The sequence below is a fragment of the Bosea vaviloviae genome (assembly GCF_001741865.1).
GTDB lineage: Bacteria > Pseudomonadota > Alphaproteobacteria > Rhizobiales > Beijerinckiaceae > Allobosea > Allobosea vaviloviae.
In genome coordinates, this window is record NZ_CP017147.1 from 6,221,418 (window position 1) to 6,236,876 (window position 15,459).

General features: G+C 67.0%; 13 protein-coding genes. 11 read left to right on the forward strand and 2 right to left on the reverse strand.

The window, feature by feature from the left end; genetic code table 11:
• The first annotated feature begins 7 nt into the window (after positions 1 to 7).
• The 6 genes from BHK69_RS28885 (at position 8) to BHK69_RS28910 (ending at position 8,359) form a co-directional block, all read left to right on the forward strand.
• Positions 8 to 1,450, forward strand: a complete 1,443-nt coding sequence (locus BHK69_RS28885) for an MmgE/PrpD family protein (protein WP_244548354.1) — start codon at positions 8 to 10, stop codon at positions 1,448 to 1,450.
• Positions 1,447 to 2,349 (forward strand): isocitrate lyase/PEP mutase family protein, encoded by a 903-nt coding sequence (locus BHK69_RS28890; RefSeq protein WP_069693121.1) that lies wholly within the window; start codon positions 1,447 to 1,449, stop codon positions 2,347 to 2,349. The genes BHK69_RS28885 and BHK69_RS28890 overlap by 4 nt, the downstream gene beginning before the upstream one ends.
• Positions 2,346 to 4,031: a hydantoinase B/oxoprolinase family protein gene (locus BHK69_RS28895; RefSeq protein ID WP_069693122.1), complete on the forward strand. Its 1,686-nt coding sequence runs from the start codon at positions 2,346 to 2,348 to the stop codon at positions 4,029 to 4,031. The genes BHK69_RS28890 and BHK69_RS28895 overlap by 4 nt, the downstream gene beginning before the upstream one ends.
• Positions 4,032 to 4,155: 124 nt before the next feature.
• A complete protein-coding gene (locus tag BHK69_RS28900) occupies positions 4,156 to 6,213 on the forward strand; it encodes a hydantoinase/oxoprolinase family protein (RefSeq protein WP_069693123.1) in 2,058 nt (685 codons plus the stop codon).
• Positions 6,214 to 6,329: 116 nt separating this feature from the next.
• Positions 6,330 to 6,932: a cysteine hydrolase family protein gene (locus BHK69_RS28905; RefSeq protein ID WP_069693124.1), complete on the forward strand. Its 603-nt coding sequence runs from the start codon at positions 6,330 to 6,332 to the stop codon at positions 6,930 to 6,932.
• Positions 6,929 to 8,359, forward strand: coding sequence for an FAD-dependent oxidoreductase (locus tag BHK69_RS28910; RefSeq protein WP_069693125.1), 1,431 nt, complete (start codon positions 6,929 to 6,931; stop codon positions 8,357 to 8,359). Before BHK69_RS28905 ends, BHK69_RS28910 begins: the two co-directional genes overlap by 4 nt.
• A 129-nt stretch (positions 8,360 to 8,488) precedes the next feature.
• On the opposite strand, the gene BHK69_RS28915 is transcribed toward BHK69_RS28910, so the two are convergent.
• Together BHK69_RS28915 and BHK69_RS28920 are read right to left on the reverse strand one after the other, a co-directional pair.
• On the reverse strand, positions 8,489 to 9,898 hold the full coding sequence (locus BHK69_RS28915) for an amidase (protein ID WP_069693126.1): 1,410 nt from the start codon (positions 9,896 to 9,898) through the stop codon (positions 8,489 to 8,491).
• 95 nt (positions 9,899 to 9,993) lie between these two features.
• A complete protein-coding gene (locus BHK69_RS28920; protein ID WP_244548355.1) occupies positions 9,994 to 10,755 on the reverse strand; it encodes a GntR family transcriptional regulator in 762 nt (253 codons plus the stop codon).
• A gap of 153 nt (positions 10,756 to 10,908) precedes the next feature.
• Between BHK69_RS28920 and uxaC the strand changes: the two genes are divergently transcribed.
• From uxaC to BHK69_RS28945, 5 genes are all read left to right on the forward strand, one after another.
• Positions 10,909 to 12,312: a glucuronate isomerase gene (gene uxaC / locus BHK69_RS28925; protein WP_148663619.1), complete on the forward strand. Its 1,404-nt coding sequence runs from the start codon at positions 10,909 to 10,911 to the stop codon at positions 12,310 to 12,312.
• On the forward strand, positions 12,309 to 13,160 hold the full coding sequence (gene kduI / locus BHK69_RS28930) for a 5-dehydro-4-deoxy-D-glucuronate isomerase (protein ID WP_425285538.1): 852 nt from the start codon (positions 12,309 to 12,311) through the stop codon (positions 13,158 to 13,160). The genes uxaC and kduI overlap by 4 nt, the downstream gene beginning before the upstream one ends.
• On the forward strand, positions 13,160 to 13,924 hold the full coding sequence (kduD, locus tag BHK69_RS28935) for a 2-dehydro-3-deoxy-D-gluconate 5-dehydrogenase KduD (protein ID WP_069693128.1): 765 nt from the start codon (positions 13,160 to 13,162) through the stop codon (positions 13,922 to 13,924). Before kduI ends, kduD begins: the two co-directional genes overlap by 1 nt.
• Complete coding sequence (locus BHK69_RS28940; RefSeq protein WP_069693129.1) at positions 13,921 to 14,262, forward strand: cupin domain-containing protein; 342 nt, start codon at positions 13,921 to 13,923, stop codon at positions 14,260 to 14,262. Before kduD ends, BHK69_RS28940 begins: the two co-directional genes overlap by 4 nt.
• A 94-nt stretch (positions 14,263 to 14,356) precedes the next feature.
• On the forward strand, positions 14,357 to 15,340 hold the full coding sequence (locus BHK69_RS28945; protein WP_069693130.1) for a TRAP transporter substrate-binding protein: 984 nt from the start codon (positions 14,357 to 14,359) through the stop codon (positions 15,338 to 15,340).
• Positions 15,341 to 15,459: the final 119 nt, after the last annotated feature.

A 15,459-nucleotide genomic window follows, 5' to 3' on the forward strand; every position in this document is an offset into this window, starting at 1 on the left:
GGCCGTCATGAACGCAAACGCCGCCGTCAGCGCCCAGCCCCGCGCCGAACCCGTGATGCAGCGCCCCTCTACGCCGGGCTGGCTCAGCGAGCTCGCCGCCTTCTGCGCCGATCTGCGCTTCGAGCACCTGCCGCCCGAGGTCGTTTCGCGCACCGTTCAGGTCATCGCCGACTCGGCCGCCGCCATCGCCGCCGGCGCGCAGGAGTCGGAGACGATCGCGCTCTCCAACCGGCTCGCCCCCTCCGACGACGTCTCGGGCGCCGCCATCATCGGCAGCGGCCGCAAGGCGACGCCGAGTCTCGCCGCTTTCCTGAACGGCACGGCCGGCACGATGTTGGAGCTCGACGAGGGCAACCAGTTCGCCCGCGGCCATCCCGGCATCCATGTCGTACCCGCCGTGCTCGCAGCGGCCGTCCAGGCCAAGGCCAGCGGCAAGGACGTGATCACCGCGATCGCGCTCGGCTACGAGATCGGCGCGCGCATCGGCATCGCCTCGAAACTGCGCATCACCATGCATCCGCACGGCACCTGGGGCACGGTCGGGGCCGCCGTCGCCATCGCCTGGCTGCACAAGCGCGATGCCGCCGCGATGATCGAGACGATCAACGTCGCCTCCTCGCTCGGCCTCACGACCAGCCGCCGGACGATGCTGGAGGGCGGCACGGTCCGCAACACATTCGCGGGCTTCTCCAACCAGATCGGCCTGATGGTCGATGGCCTGGTCGCCTCGGGCTTCACCGGCGAGGCCGACGGCTTGGGCACCGTCTATGGCTCGGTCATCGCCGATCATTGGCAGCCTGACGTGATGGTCGAGGCGCTGGGGCAGCGCTGGGAGATCGCGCGCAATTATTTCAAGCGCCACGCCTGCTGCCGCTACAATCACGGCGCGCTCGATGCGCTCAGCCGGATCGTGGCCAGCGAAGGCGGCCGCATCGCCCCGGAGCAGATCGCCCGCATCGATGTCGGCACCTATATCTGGGCGGCGCAGCTCGCCGGCCAGGAGCCGCACAACATGCTGGCGGCGAAGTTCTCGCTGCCCTTCTCGATCGCGACCACGATCGTTCACGGTGCGGCGACCGTCGAGGCCTTCCGCGAACCGGCGCGGCTCGAACCCGGCACCCGCGACCTCACCCGCCGCGTCTTCGTCCGCGAGGACGAGGCCGCGACCGCCAAGCTGCCGGCGCTACGGCCCGCCAAGGTCACGATCACGTTGATTGACGGTCGCGTGCTGGAAGCGGAAGCGCTGACCAACCGCGGCGACACCGAGGATCCTTATAGCGCAGCCGAGATTCGCGAGAAATTCTTCGATCTCACCGGACCGGTCTGGGGAGAGGCTCATGCCGCCGCGATCCTCGCCCAAATCGACGCCCTGCCGCAGGCCGGGACACTCGACACGCTGAACGCCCTGCTCGCAGCCGCGCCCGCTACCCCGAACGGACAGCAATCATGACCCTTTCCCTGAAGGCACGCTTCGCTCAGGCGGAGATCGTGCTGGCGCCGGGCGTCTATGACGCGCTCACCGCCTCGCTCGGCGAGGCGGCCGGCTTCGAGGCGCTCTACGTCTCCGGCGCCTCGATCGCCTATACCCGCCTCGGCCGCCCTGATATCGGCCTGGTCTCGATGGCGGAGGTTGCCGACACCATCACCATGATCCGCGACCGCATCGCGACGCCGCTGATCGTCGATGCCGATACCGGCTATGGCAATGCGCTCAACATGCAGCGCACCATGCGCCTGTTCGAGCGCGCCGGCGCCAATGCCCTGCAGATCGAGGACCAGAGCTTTCCCAAGCGCTGCGGCCATCTCGCCGACAAGAGCGTGATCCCGGCCGCCGAGATGGTCGGCAAGATCAAGGCTGCCGTCGATGCCCGCGCCTCGCAGGAGACGCTGATCATCGCCCGCACCGACGCTATCGCCGTGGAGGGCTTCGAATCCGCGCTCGAACGCGCTCATCTCTATGCGCAGGCCGGCGCGGACATGCTCTTCGTCGAGGCGCCGGGTTCCGCCGACGAGCTTGGCCGTGTTACCGCCGAGCTGACGGGCCTGGCTCCGCTGATGGCCAATATGGTCGAGGGCGGGCGCACGCCGATCAAATCGGCAAAGGAGTTGGAGGCACTCGGTTTCTCGCTCGTCATCTTCCCCGGCGGCATCGTCCGGGCGCTCGCCCGCGCCGCCCAGGATTTCTACGGCACGCTGAAGCGCGACGGCTCGACCGACGCCTTCCGCAACCAGATGTTCGATTTCGACCAGCTCAACGCCGTGATCGGCACGCCGCAGATGATCGCGGCCGGCCGGAGCTATGAAGCCGAGCAGATCATCGCGGCGGCCGAAAAGAGCAGGCAGGCATGACCATGACGCTCGATCCCGTCACGCTCGCCGTGCTGAAGGGCCGGCTGGAGCAGATCGCCAACGAGATGGACGCGACGCTCTACCGCTCCGCTTTCAACCCGATCATCGCCGAGGCGCATGACGCCTGCCACGGCCTCTACCACGCCACCACCGGCGCGACCCTGGTGCAGGGTACCTCGGGCCTGCCGATCTTCGTCGGCGCCATGGCCTTTGCGGTGAAGGCAGTGATCGACAGGGTCGAGGCCGGCGCCATCAACGACCCCGGCGACACCTGGCTCTTCAACGACCCCTATGAGGGCGGCACGCATCTCAACGACATGCGCCTGGTGCGGCCGATCTTCCGCGACGGCAAACTGTTCTGCTGGCTGGCCTCGGTCGGCCACTGGCTCGATGTCGGCGGCAATGTGCCCGGCAATTTCAACGCGAAGGCGACGGAAAGCTTTCAGGAGGGCTTCCGCATCCCGCCGGTGAAGCTCGTGCGCAGGTACGAATTCCAGCACGACATCGTCGAGATCCTGAATGCCAATTCGCGCCTGCCGCAATCGAACTGGGGCGATCTCAACGGCCAGTTGAACGCGCTCGATCTCGGCGAGCAGCGCCTCGACGCGCTCTTGGCGGACTACGGCGTCGCCACCGTCGATGCCGCGCTCGACGCCTTCAGCGCCCGCGCCGAGGCGCTGATGCGCGCCGAGATCGCAGCCCTCCCGGATGGCCGCTATTCCTTCGACGATTTCCTCGACAATGACGGCATCACCGACACCCCGCTCAGGATCGCGCTCGACCTGACGATCGCGGGCGATCTGATGACGCTCGATTTCTCGCGCTCGGCCCCGCCATGCCAGGGCCCACTCAACATCGCCTATTCCACCGCGGTCGCCTGCTGCTATGTTGCGCTGAAGCACATTTTTCCGCATGTCCCGGCCAATGCCGGCGTGCTGAAGCCGATCAGCTTCATCATCCCCGACAGCACCCTGCTCGGCGTCAAGGCACCCAAGCCCGTCGGCGGCTATACCGAGACGATCCTGCGCGTCATCGACACCGTCTTCGGCGTCTTCGCCCAGATCGCGCCCGAGCGCGCCAATGGCTCGCCCTACGCCACGATCAACGCGCTCTCGCTGGCTGGCCATCGCGACGACGGCTCGCGCTTCGTGATGTTCTCCTTCTTCGGCGGGGGCTTGGGCGGCAATCCCGAAGGCGACGGCCTCAACCACGGCAATAATCCGATCTCGACCGCGACGATCCCGCCGGCCGAAATCCTCGAAGCCGCCTATCCCGTGATGTTCACGCAATGGGCGCTGCGGCCCGATTCCGGCGGAGCCGGCCGTCATCGCGGCGGCTGCGGCGCGATCTACGAGATCGAGGCGCTGGCGCAGTCGGGCGCGGATGTCTTCCTGCTCGGCGAGCGCGGCAAATTCCCGCCCTTCGGCGTCGCCGGGGGCGGCCCGGCCGCGATGAACCGCTTCGTCTATGACGGCCCGGACGGCCCGACATCGCCGCCACTCGTCACCAAGATCACTGACATCCACATCGCCAAGGGCCAGCGCGTCCGGCTCGAAAGCCCCGGCGGCGGCGGCTATGGCCACCCAAGGGAGCGCGATGCGGCCGCAGTGCGGCGCGATGTGGCGAACGGATATGTGAGCGCGGAAGCCGCGCAGGCGCAATACGGTGTCGACGCGTCATGACCGTCATTGCGAGGAGCGAAGCGACGAAGCAATCCAGGAGGACGTGGAGCACTGCCACCCCTGGATTGCTTCGCTTCGCTCGCAATGACGGCCGGCGGATCCTGTATATTCTGGAACCAAAATCATGATTCCCTCCCCCAAGGCCGTCGTCGGCGTCGATGTCGGCGGCACCTTCACCGACCTGTTCTGGTTCGACGAGGCGGAAAAGCGCTTCCGCGTCGCGAAAGTTCCGTCGCAGCGTGGCGATGAGGCCCAGGGCTTCATCGCCGGCCTGACGACATTCGGACCCGTCGCCGGCCTCGCCTCGATCGTCCACGGCACCACGGTCGGCACCAACGCCCTGCTCGAGCGCAAGGGCGCCAAGGTCGGCGTCATCACCACGCCGGGCTTCCGCGACGCATTGGAGATGCGCCGCCGCGACCGCCGCCAGACCTGGGGGCTGTGGGGCGATTTCACGCCCGTAGCCAGCCGCGAGAACCGGCTGGAGGTGCCCGAGCGGACGCTTGCCGACGGCACGATCCGCACCCCCGTCGATCTCGATGCCGTGCGCGAGGCCGCCAAGACGCTTGCGAGCCAGGGCTGCGAGGCGCTGGCGATCATCTTCATCAACGCCTACGCCAACCCCGCCAATGAGCGCGCTGCGCTGGAAGCGGCCCGCGCGGTCTGGCCGAACGAGCACCTCGCCTGCTCCAGCGCGATCCTGCCCGAGATCCGCGAATTCGAACGCGCCTCGACGACCGCGCTCAATGCCACGCTCCAGCCTTTGGTCGGCTCCTATCTTGGAAGGCTGGAGGATGCGCTGGCCAAGGATGGTTTCACCGGCCGCTTCCACATCGTCCAGAGCAATGGCGGCGTGATGTCGACGGCCACCGCCCGCAAGCTCCCCATCCGCACCGCCCTGTCGGGCCCTGCCGCGGGGGTCATCGCCGCCGCTGCGATCGCCCGCGCCGCCGGCTTTCCCGATGTCATCACCGGCGATCTCGGCGGCACCTCCTTCGACGTCTCGCTGATCGCAGGCGGAGAAGCGGCGCTCGCCGCCCAGAGCACGATCGATTTCGGCATGGTGATCCGCACGCCGATGATCGAGATCACCACCATCGGCGCCGGCGGCGGTTCGATCGCCCGCGTCGATGCCGGCGGCCTGCTCGAAGTGGGGCCGGAAAGTGCGGGCTCGCGCCCCGGCCCGGTCTGCTATGGCGGGGGCAATGACCGCCCGACCCTGACCGACGCCAATCTCGTGCTCGGCCGCATCGACGGCTCGAAACCGCTCGGCACCTTGCAGAGCCTGGATGTCGAGGCCGCGCGTGAGGCGATCCGCCTCAAGATCGCAGAGCCGCTTGGGCTCGACGTGATGACGGCGGCGGAGGCGATCGTGAAGATCGCGAATGCCCGCATGGCCGGCGCGATCCGGCTGGTCTCGATCGAGCGCGGCCATGATCCGGCAAAGTTCCTGGCCATGCCCTTCGGCGGCGGCGGCGCACTCCATGCCGGCGCGCTGATCAAGGAGGTCGGCCTGCGCGGCGCGCTGGTGCCACGCTTCCCGGGCGTCACCTCGGCGCTCGGCTGCGTCATCGCCGATATCCGCCATGACGGCGTGCAGACGGTGAATTTGATGCTCGACGGTCTCGACGCCGCCGCCCTCGACGCCCGCATGGTCGAGGCCGGCGCAGAAGCCCATGCAATCGTCAGCGATGCCGGTTTGAGCGTCGAGCGCATCGACGTGCTCTATGAACTCGACATGCATTATCTCGGGCAGACCCATACGGTCGCAGTGCCCCTGCCGGTGACGCTTACCGACGGGCGCACCGGCGTGACCAGCACCATAATCGGCGAGGCCTTCGACAAGGCCTATGGCGCTGCCTTCAGCCGCCTCTTGCCCGGTATCCCGGTTCGCATCGTCACGCTGCGCACGGCCGCGATCGGCCGCCGCCCCGCCTTCGACCTGACGGCGCTGGCCCCCGCCGCCGGTGCAACGTTGGAGGCAGCGCGGCGCGGCTCGCGCCAGGTCTATCTCGAGGGCCAGTGGCGCGAGACGGCGATCTGGTCGCGGCTCGATCTGCCGGTCGGCGCCAGGATCGAGGGGCCGGCGATGCTTGAGCAATCCGACGCCACGATCCTGCTCGATCCCGGCCTGACGGCGGAGGTCGACGCGCTGGGCAATCTCGTGATCCTCAGGAGCTGAGCCATGACCCTTCACGTCATTGCGAGGAGCGCAGCGACGAAGCAATCCAGGAGCGGCAGAGCCCTACGCCCTCCTGGATTGCTTCGCTTCGCAGGGAATGACGAGGGGTCGGCGACATGACGCCCCTCGCCCACACCGCCTTGCTGATCGTCGATCTGCAGAACGACTTCATCCATCCCGACGGGGCCTATGCGCGCGGCAGGGCCGCCTCCCCGCAGGCGCAGGCGCTGCCAGTCAAGCTCAAACCGCTGGCCGACCTCATCCGCGCCAAGGGCGGGCTCGTTGCCGCGACCCAGTTCACCCTGGTGCCGGGGCGCGGCGGCGAGCCGCTGATCTCGCCGCATCTGCTGCAGATGCGGCCCTTCCTGCGCAAGGGCGATTTCCTGCCCGGCGGCTGGGGCCATCAGGTGGTCGACACCCTGCAGCCCATCGATATCGCGGTCGAGAAGATCGCCTATTCCGCCTTCTACCAGACGAGGCTGGAATGGCTGTTGCGCAAGCTCGCCATCGAACACCTGATCGTCTGCGGCATCGTCACCAATGGCGGCGTCGCCTCGACGGTACGCGACGCCCATGTCCGCGACATCGACGTGACCGTGCTGGAAGATGGCTGCGCCGCCCCGACCGAGATGATGCATGCAGAAGCCATCGCCGCGCTCAGGCCCGTCGCCCGTATCGCCACGATCGCGGATGCCATGGCCGAGATAGCCGCGTCATGAACACTGTCCGCCCAGTCGACGCCATCGCCTTCGAGGCGGAGGCCGATGTCCTGATCATCGGCGCAGGCGCGGCAGGGCTCGTCGCCGCCCTCGCCGCGAAGGAGGCCAGAGCCGAGGTCGTCATCGTCGAGCGTGATGCCGTTCCCTCAGGCTCGACCGCGCTTTCGGCCGGGCTCATCCCAGCCGCGGGCACGCGCTTCCAGCGGCAGGCCGGCATAGAGGACAGTCCGGCCCTGTTCGCGCGGGACATCCTCGAAAAGGCGCATCACGAGCCCGATGCCGCCATGGTCGAGCGATTGGCCGAGCGCATCGGACCGGTGCTCGAATGGCTCGCCGATCGTCATGGCCTGCCTTTCGACGTCATCACCAATTTCTCCTATCCCGGCCATTCCGCCAGACGCATGCACGGCCTGCCCAAGCGCACCGGCTCGGAGCTGATCGATCGTCTACGCGAGGCCGTGGAGGCCCAGGAGATCCCGATCCTCACCGGGTTTCGCGCCACCACCCTGTTCCGGAGTCCGGACGGTATGATCGCGGGCATCGCCGGCACACGTCCCGATGGCGGCGAGGAGAGGATCGGCTGCAAGGCGCTCGTGCTCGCCTGCAATGGCTATGGCGGCAACCGCGTTCTGGTGGCGCGTCACATCCCGCACATGACGGAAGCGCTCTGGTTCGGCCATTCCGGCAATGAGGGCGACGCCGTGCTCTGGGGCGAGCAGCTCGGCGCGGAGCTTGTCGATATGTCGGGCCATCAGGGCCATGGCTCGGTCGCCCAGCCGCATGGCATCCTGATCAGCTGGGCGACGATCATGGAGGGCGGTTTTCAGGTCAACGCTCTGGGCGAACGCTTCTCCGACGAGAGCCATGGCTATTCCGAGCAGGCCGCCACCGTGCTGCGCCAGCCCGAAGGCAAGGCCTGGACGATCTTCGACGCCCGCATCGCCGGCATCGCGCGTCAGTTCGAGGATTTCCAGAACGCCGAGGCGCAGGGCGCGATCGTCAGTGCCGCCTCGATCGAAGATCTGGCCGCAAAGACCGGCCTTCCGGGTGCCACACTGGCCGACACCGCCGGCGAGGTCGCCGTGTTGAAGCGTGGCGAGGGGCAAGACCGCTTCGGACGCGACTTCTCAAATGTGCCGCCCCTGGCAGCGCCATTCCATGCAGTCCGCGTCACCGGAGCCTTGTTCCACACCCAGGGCGGGTTGCGCGTCGATGCCGCCGCCCGCGTCCTGGATAAGGGCGGCCGGGCCTTCCCCAATCTCCACGCCTGCGGCGGCGCGGCGGTCGGCGTCTCCGGTGCGCAGGCCTCAGGCTACCTCTCCGGCAACGGCCTGCTGACCGCCGTCGCGCTGGGCGAGATCGCAGGCAGGGCGGCAGCTTTTCCTTCTCCCCCATCAAAGTCGGCTGTTGTCGACTTTGACACTTAGGGTCGCCCATCTCGGGCAAGCCTGAGATGGGTTGGAGAAGGTCGCAGCGCGAAGCGCTGACGGATGAGGGAATTCTCCACGTAGCGATAAGAAAAGGGCCGCTTCCGCGACCCTTCCCTCATCCGTCTGCTACGCAGACACCTTCTCCCCCGAGGGGAGAAGGGAGGGCCACGCCGGCATCGGCGCACGCAGGTCTTCCCAGGCCTTCGCCATCCGCAGCACGCCGAGATCGTCGAAGCGCCTGCCTGTGATCTGCAAGCCGATCGGCAAACCGCCCTTGGTCATTGCGGCATGCACCGAGATCGAGGGCTGGTCGGACATGTTGGCGGGAAGCGTGAAGCAGATATGCTCGAAGGGCCGATCCGGATCATGGATCGGCGAGGCGAGCTCGGCCGGATAGCTCGGCACCGGCGAGACCGGCGACAGCACGAAATCGAACGGCGCGCTCTGCTTCAGCGCCGCGTCCTTGATCGCCAGCATCTGGCTCATGCCGCGATAGACCCGTTCGCCCGAGAGCGCCTTTCCGCGTTCCGCCCATTGGAAGATATAGGGCAGCACCTTGGCCTGCTTCTCCGGCGTCAGCACGCCGATATCGGCCCAGGCGCGCTGGCTCCAGAAATCGTCGAGCCCGTCGAGCATGGTGCGCGTCATAAAAGCCGGAGCAGACGTCACGATCGCGCCCGCGGCCTCGAAAGCCTTGCCCGCCGCCTCGATCGCGGCCTTCGTCTCGGGCTCGACTTCGATGCCGATGCCGGGGTCGAGCTGCAGGCCGATCCGCAGGCCCTTCAGGTCGATGTCGAGCGACAGCCAGTCGATCTCCTGCGGCGGCAGGCTCATGCCGTCGCGCGTGTCGGGCTTGGACAATTCGCGCATCATCAGCGCCGTATCGGTCACCGTGCGCGTCATCGGGCCGGCGACGCGGCCGTAATAGCTCGGGTCTATCGGCACCCGCCCGAAGCTCGGCTTCAGGCCGACAAGCCCGCACCAGCCGGCCGGCAGCCTGACCGAGCCGCCGATATCGGTGCCGACATGCAGGGGACCGTAACCGGCAGCGCCCGCTGCTCCCGCCCCAGCCGAGGAACCGCCGGGGTTCATCGCCAGGTTCCAGGGATTGCGGGCGAGTTCGTGAAAGCTGGAGAGCCCGGAGGAGAGCATGCCGTAATCGGGCATCGTCGTCTTGGCGAGCGTGACGAAGCCCGCCTCGTTCAGCCGGGCCGCGACCGGTGCGTCCTCTGTCGCCGGGACGAGGTCGCGCGCCGCCGTCCCGATCGGCATCGGCACGCCCTTGGTCGCGATGTTCTCCTTGATCGTACCCGGCACGCCGTCGAGCGGCAGCGCCTCGCCCTTGAACCAGCGTGTCTCGGAAGCCCTGGCGGCGGCGAGCGCGGAAGCCGGATCATAGGCATAGAGCGCCTTGAGTTTGGGCTCATAGGCGTCGATCCGGGCGATTACGGCCTCCGTCACTTCGACAGGAGAGAGTGTCTTGGCGCGATAGGCATCGAGCAGATCGGCCGCGCTCAGATCGGCGGGGTTGGTCATCGGGGAGTATCCTCGTCCTGGATTCGGCTGTGACAGGCAACGCCAGCGTCGCGCGTCATCCCCGCCTCTAGCAAGCTCCGCGCCGCGCAGGGCGGTCAGACGAAATAGTCGGGATGCGTCGCACGCAGATGGACGAGGTCCGGCAGCAATGTGCCGAGATGCTTGCGCATGGCCGCTTGCGCCGCCGGGCCGTCCTTGCGCCGCACCGCATCGACGATCGAGAGATGCTCGCGGATCACCATCGCCATCCGGCCCGGCACCGGCAGCGTCATGCGCCGGCAGCGATCGATCTGGCTCTTGGCAGCATGCGCCAGCTTCCAGATGCCGGGGTAACCCGCGCAGATCGCAATCGTCTCGTGGAAAGCCTCATCGAACAGATGGAAGCGCTCCTGGTCGCCCTCGTCGAGGGCCTCATGCTGGCGCGCGATCACCGCATCGAGCCGCGCCACGATCTCGGGCGTCGCGATGCCGGCAACGAGATCAATGGTGGCGCATTCAAGCGCCTGCCGGATGAACACGGCTTCCGGAATCGCCTCGATCGGGATCCGCGCCACGAAGGTGCCGGCCTGTGGAAAGACCTCGACCAGCCCCTCCTCCTTCAGCTTGATCAGCGCCTCGCGCACCGGCGTGCGGCTGATGCCGAAACGGGCCGTCAGCTCCTTCTCGACGAGAGCCGCACCCGGCGCGATCTGCATGGCGAGAATGGCGCGCCGCATCTCGTCCTGCACCAGCGAGGCCGCCGTCGAGCGGCCGGAGGATGTCCCGGCGCCGCGCATCGGCCGGCGCTCCCGGCGTACGAGATCGACCGCCGCCTCCAGCGCATTCGCCATCTCCGGCATCGCCCTCGTCTCATCCACGCCCGGCGAAACTCCCCTTCGCACGAAGCCGCAGCAATCTTGCCGCAGCGCTCAATCGCGATAGCATGATGTGGTTTGACACGCTAGTATATTAGTATATTTATCCGACGCTGCCCGGCCTGTCCTGGCCGGTGCGTGCTGGAGTCCTGCTTGATGTTGTTGCACGATGATCGCCTCTTTCCTGCGGATCCGGTGACGCGCGGCATCGCGCGGCGGCTCTATGCGGGCATTCGCGATCTGCCGATCATCTCGCCGCATGGCCACACCGATCCGCGCTGGTTCGCCGAGAACAAGGCCTTTCCCGATCCCGCGACTCTCTTCGTCAAGCCGGACCATTACATCTTCCGCATGCTCTATTCGCAAGGCGTCCGGCTGGAGCAGCTCGGCATCACCCGCAAGGGCGGCAAGCCGGCCAAGAGCGATCCGCGCGCTATCTGGAAGCTCTTCGCCAACCACTGGCACCTGTTCCGCGGCACGCCGACACGACTGTGGTTCGAGCACGCCGTCTCCAGCATCTTCGGCGTCAACGAGCGGCTTACCCCCGCCAATGCCGACGCGATCTACGACGTCATCGCCGGGAAGCTCGACCAGCCGGAGTTCAGGCCGCGCGCCCTGTTCGAGCGCTTCAACATCGAGGCGATCTCGACCACCGAAGGCGCACTCGACGATCTGAAATGGCACGACATGATCCGCACCTCCGGCTGGGGCGGCAAGGTCGTCACCGCCTACAGGCCCGACAGCGTCGTCGATCCCGAATTCGAGGGCTTTGCCGAGAACCTCGCCAGCCTCGGCGAATTGACCGGCGAGGACGTCTTCGCCTGGACCGGCTATCTCGAGGCGCATCGCAAGCGCCGAGCCTATTTCAAGGAGCGCGGCGCGACCTCCTCCGACCACGGCCATGCCACGGCCCGCACCGCAAACCTCTCGCAGGCCGACGCCGAGAAGCTCTTCGCCAAGGTCGTCAAGGGCAAGGCCTCGGCCGAGGATGCCGATCTCTTCCGCGGCCAGATGCTGACCGAGATGGCCAAGATGAGCCTCGATGACGGGCTCGTTCTGCAGATCCACCCCGGCTCCTTCCGCAACCACAACGCCAGCCTGTTCGAGGAATTCGGCCGCGACATGGGCGCCGACATTCCGCGCCAGACCGACTATGTCACGGCATTGAAGCCACTGCTCGACGCTGTCGGCAACGAGCCCAACCTCACCGTCATCGCCTTCACGCTCGACGAGACCAGCTATTCGCGCGAGCTCGCGCCGCTGGCCGGGCATTACCCGGCGCTGAAGCTCGGACCTGGCTGGTGGTTCCTCGATGCGCCCGAGGCCATGCTGCGCTTCCGCGAGCTGACCACCGAGACTGCCGGCTTCTACAACACCGTCGGCTTCAACGACGACACCCGCGCCTATCTCTCGATCCCCGCGCGCCATGACGTCGCCCGCCGCTGCGACTGCACCTACCTCGCCAAGCTCGTCGCCGAACACCGGCTCGACGAGGACGAGGCGGCCGAAGTCGCCCATGACCTCGCCTACCGCCTGGCCAAGGAGGCCTACAAGCTGTGACCTCCACGACGAAGACAATCGACGAACGCCAGGCCGCTCATCCGCGCGATGTGAAGCGCTATGAGACGCAAACCCTGCGCGACGACTTCCTGATCGAGCGCATCTTCGTGCCCGGCGAGGTCACGCTGACCTACAGCCATTACGACCGCATGATCGTCGGTGGTGCGACACCTGCGGCAAAGCCGCTGACGCTCGAGCCCTTCGCGCCGACGGGCACACCCTTCTTCCTGGCGCGGCGCGAACTCGGCGTGATCAATCTCGGCGGCGTAGGCAGCGTCACCGTCGATGGCCAGCGCTTCGACATCCCCAATCTCGACGCGCTCTATGTCGGGCTCGGCGCGAAGGAGGTCTCCTTCGCCAGCGCGGACGCCGCCAACCCGGCGAAATTCTACCTGACCAGCGCCCCGGCGCATCGCGAGGCGCCGCACCAGCTGATCGCGAAGAGCGAGGCCAATACCATCCATCTCGGCTCAGCCGAGACATCGAACAAGCGCACCATCCGGCAGTACATCATGCCCAACACCACCGGCACCAACCAGCTGGTGATGGGCATGACGGCACTGGAGCCGGGCTCGGTCTGGAACTCCATGCCTTGCCACACCCATACGAGGCGCATGGAGGCCTATCTCTACTTCAACCTCGATCCCGCCCACCGCGTCTTCCATTTCATGGGCGAGCCGCAGGAGACCCGCCATCTCCTGGTCGCCAACGAGCAGGCGGTGATCTCACCGAACTGGTCGATCCATTGCGGCTGCGGCACCTCGAACTACGCCTTCGTCTGGGCCATGGCCGGCGACAATGTCGAGTTCACCGACATGGATCCGGCTCCCGTGGAGACGCTGCGTTGATGACCCGCCGCTCGCCCTTCTCGCTCGAAGGCCGCACCGCGCTGGTCACCGGCGCCAATACCGGCATCGGCCAGGGTATCGCGCTGGCGCTGGCTGAGGCCGGAGCGACGATCGTCGCCGCAGGACGCTCGGATATGAGCGAGACGCTGGGGCTGATCGAGGCGGCGGGCGCAAATGCCGTACCGCTTCAACTCGATCTGCAGCAGCCCGGCGTCGCGGCCGAGGCAATCGCAAGCGCGGTGGCCGCCGTCGGCCCGCTCGACATCCTGGTCAACAATGCCGGCATCATCCGCCGCTCGGACGCGCTCGATTTCAGCGAGGCCGACTGGGACGAGGTCATGAACCTCAATCTCAAGGCGGCGTTCTTCCTCAGCCAGGCCTTCGCCAAGGCAGCGCTTGCCGCCGGCCGCAGCGCCCGCATCGTCAACATCGCCTCGCTGCTCTCCTTCCAGGGCGGCATCCGCGTCGCCTCCTACACCGCAAGCAAGAGCGGGCTTGCCGGGCTGACCAAACTGCTCGCCTGCGAATGGGCCGCCAAGGGCATCAACGTCAACGCGATCGCGCCCGGCTATATCGAGACCAACAACACCCAAGCCCTGCGGGCCGACCCGGAGCGCAGCACGGCGATCCTCGCCCGCATTCCCGCCGCGCGCTGGGGCAAGCCCTCGGATATCGGCGGTGCGGCGGTCTTCCTGGCAAGCGATGCGGCGGCTTACATGCACGGCGCCATCCTTCCCGTCGACGGAGGCTGGCTGGCGCGATGACGAACCGTCTCAATTCCTTCTTCCAGCACGAGGCCACCCTGGCCTGGGAGCCGACCGAACCCGGCGTGAAGCGCAAGATCATGGCCTATGGCCCCGATCTGATGATCGTGCGCGTCGCTTTTGAAGCCGGCGCGGTCGGCAAGGCGCACAGCCACCCGCACCGGCAGGCGTCCTATGTCGAGAGCGGCGTCTTCGACGTCACCATCGACGGCCGGACCGAGCGCCTGATCGCCGGCGACAGCTTCTTCGTGCCTGCCGATCTCGTCCACGGTGTCGTCGCGGTCGAGGCCGGGCAGCTCGTCGATTCCTTCACGCCGATGCGCGAGGAGTTTCTTTGATCTTCGCCTGACCGGCAGGGGCCGGCTGGCCGCCCATCAAGGGCAAGAACGACCGGGAAAAACCGGCGCACGACAATGGGAGAGGAAACCGACAATGTTGACAAAACGCACCTTCGCGGTCTTGGCCGGCGCGGCCATGTTCGCCGCCGTCACCGGCACGGCAAGCGCTCAGAACGTCACCCTGCGCTCGACCGACATCCACCCCGACGGCTATCCGACGATCGAGGCGGTCAAATACATGGGCCAGTTGCTCGATCAGCGCAGCAATGGCCGCATCAAGATCAACGTCTTCCACTCCGCCCAGCTCGGCCAGGAGAAGGACACGATCGAGCAGACCCGCTTCGGCGTGATCGACCTGAACCGCATCAATATGGCGCCGTTCAACAACCTGATCGCCGAAACCAATGTGCCCTCGCTGCCCTTCATCTTCCGCTCGGTCGACCATATGCGGAAGGTCATGGACGGGCCGATCGGCGACGAGCTTCTCAAGAAGTTCGAGGCGCATGACCTGATCGGGCTCGCCTTCTACGAATCCGGCTCGCGCTCCTTCTACAACGGCAAGCGCCCGATCAGCACGCCCGCCGACATGAAGGGCATGAAGATCCGCGTCCAGCAATCCGACATGTTCGTCGCGCTGGTCCAGGCGCTCGGCGCCAACGCCACGCCGATGCCTTTCGGCGAGGTCTATTCCGGCCTGCAGACCGGCGTCATCGACGGTGCCGAGAACAATTGGCCGAGCTTCGAATCAACCCGGCACTACGAGGTCTCGAAATTCTACTCGCTGACCGAGCATTCGCTCTCGCCGGAAGTGCTGGTGATGTCGAAGCGCTCCTTCGCCAAGTTCAACGCCGCCGACCAGGCGCTGATCAAGGCGGCGGCGAAGGAATCCGTCGCCAAGATGCGCGAACTCTGGGACGCTCGTGAGAAGGCCTCGGAGGCCAAGGTCCGGGCCGGCGGTGCGCAGATCAACACCGTCGAGAAGCAGCCCTTCATCGACGCGATGAAGCCCGTCTACGACAAGTTCGTCACCGACGCGAAGCTCAAGGACATGGTCGCCGCCATTCAGGCGGTGAAGTGAGCGCCTGACGTCTGAACGAGCGGTGGCCCCGGCGGGTCGCCGCCACTCTCGGCCCTCATCCTGAGGAGCGCCGCAGGCGCGTTTCGAGGGATGAGGGGCTGGAGGTTGCCACTATCGAC